This is a genomic window from Streptomyces sp. SID3343 (assembly GCF_009865215.1).
GTDB lineage: Bacteria > Actinomycetota > Actinomycetes > Streptomycetales > Streptomycetaceae > Embleya.
Window position 1 is genome coordinate 1 of the sequence record NZ_WWJX01000307.1, and the last position, 7,587, is coordinate 7,587.

At 71.7% G+C, this 7,587-nt stretch carries 4 protein-coding genes; 2 read left to right on the plus strand and 2 right to left on the minus strand.

Annotated features, from left to right (window positions below):
* Positions 1-4,019 (plus strand): FtsK/SpoIIIE domain-containing protein (locus GT354_RS10480; RefSeq protein WP_161356009.1); only part of this gene is annotated, 4,019 nt, incomplete at its 5' end.
* 84 nt (positions 4,020-4,103) lie between these two features.
* On the opposite strand, the gene GT354_RS10485 is transcribed toward GT354_RS10480, so the two are convergent.
* Positions 4,104-4,403 carry a hypothetical protein gene (locus tag GT354_RS10485; RefSeq protein WP_161356010.1) on the minus strand — a complete coding sequence of 100 codons (300 nt, stop codon included), beginning with the start codon at positions 4,401-4,403 and terminating at the stop codon, positions 4,104-4,106.
* A 101-nt stretch (positions 4,404-4,504) separates the two neighbouring features.
* Positions 4,505-5,353 carry a hypothetical protein gene (locus GT354_RS10490; RefSeq protein WP_161356011.1) on the minus strand — a complete coding sequence of 283 codons (849 nt, stop codon included), beginning with the start codon at positions 5,351-5,353 and terminating at the stop codon, positions 4,505-4,507.
* Between the two features lie 220 nt (positions 5,354-5,573).
* Between GT354_RS10490 and GT354_RS10495 the strand changes: the two genes are divergently transcribed.
* Positions 5,574-7,587 (plus strand): hypothetical protein (locus GT354_RS10495; protein ID WP_161356012.1); only part of this gene is annotated, 2,014 nt, incomplete at its 3' end.

Consider the following 7,587-nt stretch of genomic DNA (forward strand, 5'->3'; position numbering starts at 1 on the left):
AGGCCGACCGCAAGGTCGAGCGCGAGGGCCGGCGGATCGCCCGCGACACCCCTTCGGCCGCCGCCCGAGCCGTGCCGCGCCGGCCCGACTCCCCCGGCACGCCGTGGCCGCACGACGACGACCTCACGGTGGGCCCGCTGCTGCTGCGGCTGCGCCTGCCGGTCGAGCCGGACGCCGACGTGAGCGCGTCCGACGACGGCATCGGCCTGGACTACAACCGGCCGCCGCGGATCGCCCCGCACCTGGACGCCGAGCGGATCAAGCTGCCGTCGCCGCCCGTCGATGCCACCCGCGCGCCGTTCCCGCTGCTCGTGCTGATCGCCCCGATGGTGCTCGGCCTGGTCATGGTCGCGATCTTCAAGTCCTACTTCTACCTCGTGTTCTGCGTGATCAGCCCGTTCATGGTGATCGCGAACTGGGTTTCGGGCCGGCGCGGCAACCGGGCCAAGCACCAACGCGAGGGCGTGCAGTACCGCCGCCGGCTGCGCGTGCTGCACGAGGAGATCCGTACCGCCGTGCGGCGCGAGCGCACCGTGCGCGCCGAGGTCGGCCCCGACCCGGCCGCGATCGCGCTGATCGCGACGGGACCGGGCAGTCGGCTGTGGGAGCGCCGCCGGCGCGACCCCGACCACCTCGTGCTGCGGATCGGCACGGTGGACCAGCCCTCGGTCAAGGAGGTCGACGACCCGGCCCGCGACGAGCACCACCGCACCACGAGTTGGACCCTGCCCGACACCCCGATCGGCGCCGAGATCGCCGATCACGGCGTGCTCGGTGTGGCCGGTCCTGCCGAGCCCGTCCAGGCGCTCGCGCGCTGGCTGGTCGTCCAGTCGGCGGTCCTGCACAGCCCGCGCGACCTGCGCATCGTGATTCTCACCGACCCCGCCCGGGTAGCCGACTGGGCGTGGGTGCGGTGGCTGCCGCACGTACGCCCACAGGCCGGCTCGGCCGCACCGGTGGTCCTGCTCGGCGCCGATCCCGAGTCCACCTCGAACCGGATCTCCGAGTTGGTGTCGCAGATCCAGGTCCGCCGCCGCGCGCTCGGCTCGTCCATGGGGCAGGCGATGTTCAGCGGCCCGGACATCCTGGTGATCGCCGACGGCGCCCGGCAGTTGCGCGAGGTGCCGGGCATGGTCCAGGTGCTGACCGAGGGCCCGTCGGTACGCGTGTTCAGTGTGTGTCTGGACGAACGCGAGCGGCTGCTGCCCGAGGAGTGCGCGGCCGTCGTGGTCGCGAGCAAGCATCACCTGACGGTGCGTCGGACCGGGCTGCCGGACATCGCGGACGTGCGCGCCGACCACGTCGAGGCGGCGTGGTGCGAGCAGGTCGCCCGCTCGCTCGCGCCCCTGCGCGATGTCAGCCCCGAGCACGACAGCGGGCTCCCGCAGACCGTCAAGCTGCTCGACCTGGTGGACGCCGAGCCGCCCAAGGCCGAGCAGATCATCGCCCGTTGGGCCCGTCGACCGGCCTCGACCCGGTTCGTACTGGGCTCCGGCTACGACGGTCCGCTCAGCGTGGACCTGGTCCGCGACGGCCCGCACGGCCTGATCGCCGGTACCACCGGCTCCGGCAAGTCCGAACTGCTCCAAAGCTTCGTCGCGGCGCTCGCGGTGGCCAACCGGCCGGACGAGCTGACCTTCGTCCTGGTCGACTACAAGGGCGGCAGCGCGTTCAGCGAGTGCGCGGGCCTGCCGCACACCCTGGGCATGGTCACCGACCTCGACGAGCACCTCGCCGCCCGCGCGCTGGACTCGCTCGGCGCCGAACTGCGGCGCCGCGAGCACCTGTTGGCCGACGTCTCGGCGAAGGACCACCCCGAATACCGGGCCAAGCGCTCGGGCGACCCGGCGTTGCCGCCGCTGCCGCGGCTGGTGCTGGTGATCGACGAGTTCGCCACCCTGGTGCGCGAGGTGCCGGACTTCGTCGCGGGCCTGATCAACATCGCCCAGCGCGGTCGCTCTCTCGGCATCCACCTCGTGCTCGCGACCCAGCGCCCGGCGGGCGCGGTCACCGGCGACATCCGTGCCAACACCAACCTGCGGATCGCGCTTCGGGTGACCGACGCCACCGAGAGCCACGACATCATCGACACCGCCGAGGCGGTGCACATCTCGGCCGGCACCCCCGGTCGGGCGCTGATTCGCACCGGACCCAACGCGGCCGTGCCGTTCCAGGCCGCTTGGGTGGGCGCGGAGCGTCCGACGACGGACCCCGCGCGACCGGCGGGCGCCGGGCAACGCAACGTACGGGCCACCGAGTTGACCCTGAGCGGCCTCGGCCGCCCGGCCTCGCTCCCGGTCGTCGACGACGGCCCGGACACCCTCGAAACGCCCGCGCCCACCGACCTGCACGCGCTGGTCGAGGCGTTGCGCGAGGCCGCTGCCGCGCTGGCGGACTACACCCCACAGCCCAGTCCGTGGCTGCCCGCGCTGGTCGACCGGGTGCTGCTGACCGACCTGCCGCAGATCGCGCCCGCCGACGACTGCACGCCGGCCCCGATCCCCTACGCCCTCGAAGACGTGCCCCAACTACAGGAACAGCGCGTGGCGACGGTGGACCTGGCCACCTTCGGCCACCTGTACGTGATCGGGTCCCCGCGCTCGGGACGCACCCAGGTGCTGCGCACCATCGCCGGGGCCGCGGCGGCGACCGCGAGCAGCGCCGACGTGCACATCTACGGCATCGACGCGGGCGGCGGCGGCCTGGCCGCGCTGGAGGCCCTGCCGCATTGCGGCGCGGTCGTGTCCCGGCACGACATCGAACGCCTGGAACGCCTCCTGGGACGGCTGATCCGTGAGCTGACCACACGTCAGGAAGTGTGCAGCGAACGGAACGCGGCCGGGCTGGTGGAGCTGCGCCGCCTGCTGCCCGCGGCCGAGCGCCCGGCGCACATCCTCGTCCTGCTCGACGGCTGGGACGCGCTGGTGGGTCTGCTCGACGACCACGACGGCGGCCGGCTCGTGGACGATGTGATGCGACTGCTGCGCGAGGGCGCGGCGGCCGGTATCCACCTCGTCGCGACGTCGGAACGATCGTTGCTCGGTGGGCGGTTGGCCGCGCACAACGACCACAAGCTGTTGCTCCGCCAGGCCGATCGCGGCGACTACCAGCTCGTGGGGATGACCCAGAACAAGGTCCCGTCGAGCATTCCGCCGGGCCGCGGCTGGCACACGCTGACCCGGACCGAGACCCAGATCGCGCTGTTGGCACCCGATCCCAGCGGTCGGGAGCAGGCCGAGGCGCTGCGCCGGATCGGCGCGGAGGCCGCCCGCCGGGACGCGGGTGTGGCCAAGGTCCGGATGCCGGTGCGGATTCCGGTGCTGCCGCGGCTGGTGGAGTTCGCGACGGCGTACGAGCAGGTGCCGGCCGAACTGCGGCGGCCGATGTGGGGGCTGCTCGGGCTGGGCGGCGAGCGCGGCGGCGCGGTCGGCGTCGACCTCGCGGCGGCGTCGGTGTTCGCCGTCCTGGGACCGAGCGGCACCGGGCGCAGTACCGCGCTCGCGTCGCTCGCGGTGTCGCTGCTCGCGGGCGGTACGTCGCTGGTGGTACTGACGCCGCGCGAGTCGCCGCTGCGGGCGCTGGCGCAACATCCGCACGCGCGCGTACTGGTCGACCCCGACCCGTCCGCCGAGGACGTCGAGGCGGCGCTTGAGGACTTGACGGGGCCGCGCGTGGTAGTGCTCGACGACGCGGATCTGTTGAGCATGCCCGCCGCCGACCGGGTGCTGCGCGATATCGCGGTCGCGGGCCGCGACCGCGGCCAGGGCCTGGTGTACGCCGGTTCCTACGACGCCCTTCAGGTCGCGATGGGGGGTTGGGTCAGCGCGGCTCGGCGGGTGCGACGCGGGGTGCTGCTCGCGCCGAAGAACTTCCAGGAGGGCGACATGATCAACATCCGGATCCCGAGCAACGTGCTGCGCTCGCCGCAGAGTACGCCGGGGCGCGGGTGGACGGCGGGCGAGGGCAACGTGCCGATGGCGGTGCAGATCCCGCTGACCGTGCTGCGCCCGGCGCAGTAGCGCCCGGCGCCGGCGCGTCGGGCGCAACGTCGATCGGGCCGCACCCCGTTGTGGGGGTGCGGCCCGATCGGCGTTACCGGGGGTTCACTGCTGGTTGAGGTTCTTCGCCATCTCGATGTCCATGTCGTGCATCTGGACCTTGATCTTCGCGAACATCTCGGAGAACGACTTGATGCCGTCGACCGCCAGGTTCAGGCTCGTGTTGAACTTGCCGTAGGCGTCGCGCATCGCGGGGCTGGACTCCTTGAAGACCATGCCGTTCTCCAAAAGGCCGTTCACGTCGGTGAGCAGCGAGTTGATCATCGGGATGATGTTCTCGCGCGCGGTGGAGAGGCGACCGGCGACTTCGTCGATCCGGGCGAAGTCGAGAGCGATATCGGGCATGGCGTTCCTTCGGTGAGGGGTGGCTACTGGGGAGCAACCGGGAATGAGAAATGGGGGATCAGCCAGACGAGGCCGTACGACGACGGGAGTTCGGGGAGGCGTCAGTCGAGCCGGGGCCCGCGGCCGCCACCGGATCCGCCGCCGGGGACGGGCTTTTGCGGCTTCTCGGGCTCGGGAGGCGTGGTGTCCTTCCACTCCTCCCTGGGCCCGCCGCGCGTGTACGTGTGGGTCTTGCCTTCGGCGTCGACGACCTTCTGGGTACCGCTGCCGTCCGCGTTCAGGTGCGTCTCGGTGGTCGTCTTGCTGTTGTCGGAGAACGTGGTCTCGGTCGTGTAGTTGCGCCGATCCGAGCTGTAGGTGGTCACGGAGGTGTACTTCTGACCGTTGTTGTTGACGGTCGTCTCCTCCTTGATCACGTTCCCGTCCTTGTCCAGCGTCAGATGCGTGGAGATCGTCGCGCCGTTGGGCGTGGTGACGACGTGGTCCAGCGGCGGGGTGTTGCCGGGGTCCGTGGCCTTGCAGAACTCGGGGTACTCGCCCTTCGCGTCCGGTTTCGCGCACTCGGACAGGTGGTCCTGCTTGTACTTCCAGGCGGCCGCCGCGTTGCGCCACTGTTCGAGGCCCATCGTGGCGCCCATGACGCCCATCCCGTCGGCGATCTGCGAGTCGGCGTCGAAGTACGCGTCCCCGACCTTGCCGAAGCAGTCGCCCAATTTCTTGAGCAGCTCCTCGGCCCGTTCCATCGGGTTCTTGGCCTTCCAGTACAGATTGCGGAACGCGGCGGTCAGGGTCGGATCACCGAAGACCGCCTGGGCCTCGGTGTATCCGCCCTTGCCGAGCGTCGCGAAGTCGCTGCTCTTGAGCGTGGGCGAGATACGGTCCGCCAACGCGTAGAGGTCCTTCTTCGCCTTGGCCAGCGTCCCGTAGTCCAACGCGAAGTCGATCAACACCCGCCCCTGTCCCGGCTGCCGCGGACCCGCCGTCCGGACCCGTCGCCGTGACCACGCCCCGACCCCGCGCGCGGTTCATCGCCTCCCCCGGTGAACCGCAGGCCGGGCTGCGGCGTGGTCGGTCCGGAACGCGTCGAGACGATCGGGCGCCGTACCGACGACCGACGACTCGCGCGACCAGGCGCGGCGCACCGCAGCACGGCGAAGGGGACCACGGGTCATGGGCGTTCGCCCCACCGACTGGAACGCGATCGGACTGAGCGCCGATCCGACCCCCGGTGACCCCGCCAGGATCGAAGCGTTGATCACGTCGATGACCTCGCTGGGGTCGGTGGCCCGCGACATCGACGAAGCGCTCAAGGCGGTATTGGACAACACCGCCGACGGCGGGTTCGTCGGCAAGACCGCCGACGCCCTGCGCAAGCGGATCAGCGGCCCGCTGCGGGCGTTCGTACAGAGCATCGCGGACGGCTTCGAGAACGCGGTCAGGGCGTTGCGCACCTACGTGGACCTGATGCCCACCTGGCAATCGGCTGCCGACGGGGCCCTCACCAATGGTCGCGGTCTGGCGGCGGACGACCCCAAGCGGGCCGAGTTCGCGGCGACCGCGACCGCGGCGGGCGCCGCGCAGAAGGCCCAGGCGGAGGAGGCCGCACGGGCGGTGAACGCGGCGGCCAACGGGATCAGGCAGCCGGTGACGGACTGCGAGTTGTTCTGGGAAGCCTTCAACATCCTCGCGATCATCCTGATCGTGCCGGCGCTGATCCTCGGCGGCCCGCTCGCGCTGATCGCGATCGGCGTCAACTTCGCCCTGTTCGTCAAGACGGCGGTCGACTTCGCCCAGGGCAAGGCCGGCATTCTCGACCTCTTCCTCGCCGGGCTCGGCATGATCGCGCCGACGACCAAGGGGATCAACGTCCTCAAGCTGCTCAAGGACGGCTCGAAGTTCGTCTGGAAGGGCATCAAGGAGTTCGGCCGCGGGCCGTTCGAGTTGCTCAAGCGGGCCTTCACGATGGGTGGCCTGCGCTCGTTCGCGTTCATCCCGGGACTCAAGGACTTCGCCAGGTTCGCCGGCAGCTGGGTCAAGTCCGGCGCCCTGTGGGTGGGCGCCGGCGCGCTGCGCTTCCCGTCCTGGGCGGGCGGAATGATCAGCAAGGGCGGCCTGCTCGTCGTCAACGGCATCAAGGCGATCCCCGCCCTGTTCCGGGCGATCCCCGGCGCGATCAAGGGCTTCGGCAGCGCCACCTGGAAGTTCGCCAGGAACGAGCTGGGCAACGGCAAGTGGTTGCGGCTGATCCTGCCGGTGGACGCGGCGGAGATCGGCAAATACGGGCTCAAGGGCGCGCTGAAGATCGGCTTCTACGAGCGCGGCGTACTGGGCAAGTTCCGCTTCGGCGCGCCGCTGGCCTCCGCAGGTGGGCGCAGTCTGGCCCAGATCCCCACGCCGCCGCTGCGCGGTCTCGACGCGCTGACCGACATGCCGATCGGCGACCTCGCGAAGATCAGGGTCGGCGACTGGGCGGGCGGCGGTCCGGGCAATCTGCGCCTGGGCGACCTGCCGACCAACACGAACCTGGCACCGGGCTCGCCGTCGGGGCTGCACATCCCCACGTCGTTCGGCGAGGCGATGCACTTCGCGCCCGACGCCGTGCGCAAGATGGACGCGCTGCTCGACATGCCGATCCACGAGCTGGGCTCGATCCAGATCGGCGACTGGGCCAAGCTGGCCGCGCCGGCCGGCACTCTGCGGCTGGACAACGTGGCCGGACTCGGCGCGATCGGGCACCTGACCCCGGCGGGCAACCCGGCCGGCGCGCTCTCGGGTCTGCCCACCACGTCGATCGGGCACGTGGCGCCCGTCGGGGCCCCGGCGACCACGCTGCACGCGCTGCCGTCGACGACGACCATGCCGGGCGTCGGGGCGACCCCGCACACGTCGTCCCTGGCCGCGCTCGACCTGGTCCAGCCGGCCATGACGCACCGCCCGAACACGCCGACGGTCGTCGGTGGCCCGCTGCACAACGCCGGCCAACTGCCCTCGCCCGCGGCGACGATGCCGCACGTGGACCTGCGGCCGGTCGAGCTCGGCGCCCCCTCGACCGGCGCCCCCGTGACCCCCGCGGCCCTCGCGAGCGGGCCGCCGCCCACCGCGCTCACCCACGAGCGGGTCGGCAACGCGCTCAGCCTGCTCGACAACGGCCCGTCGTCGGTGCACGTGGCCGACTCCCCCGCGA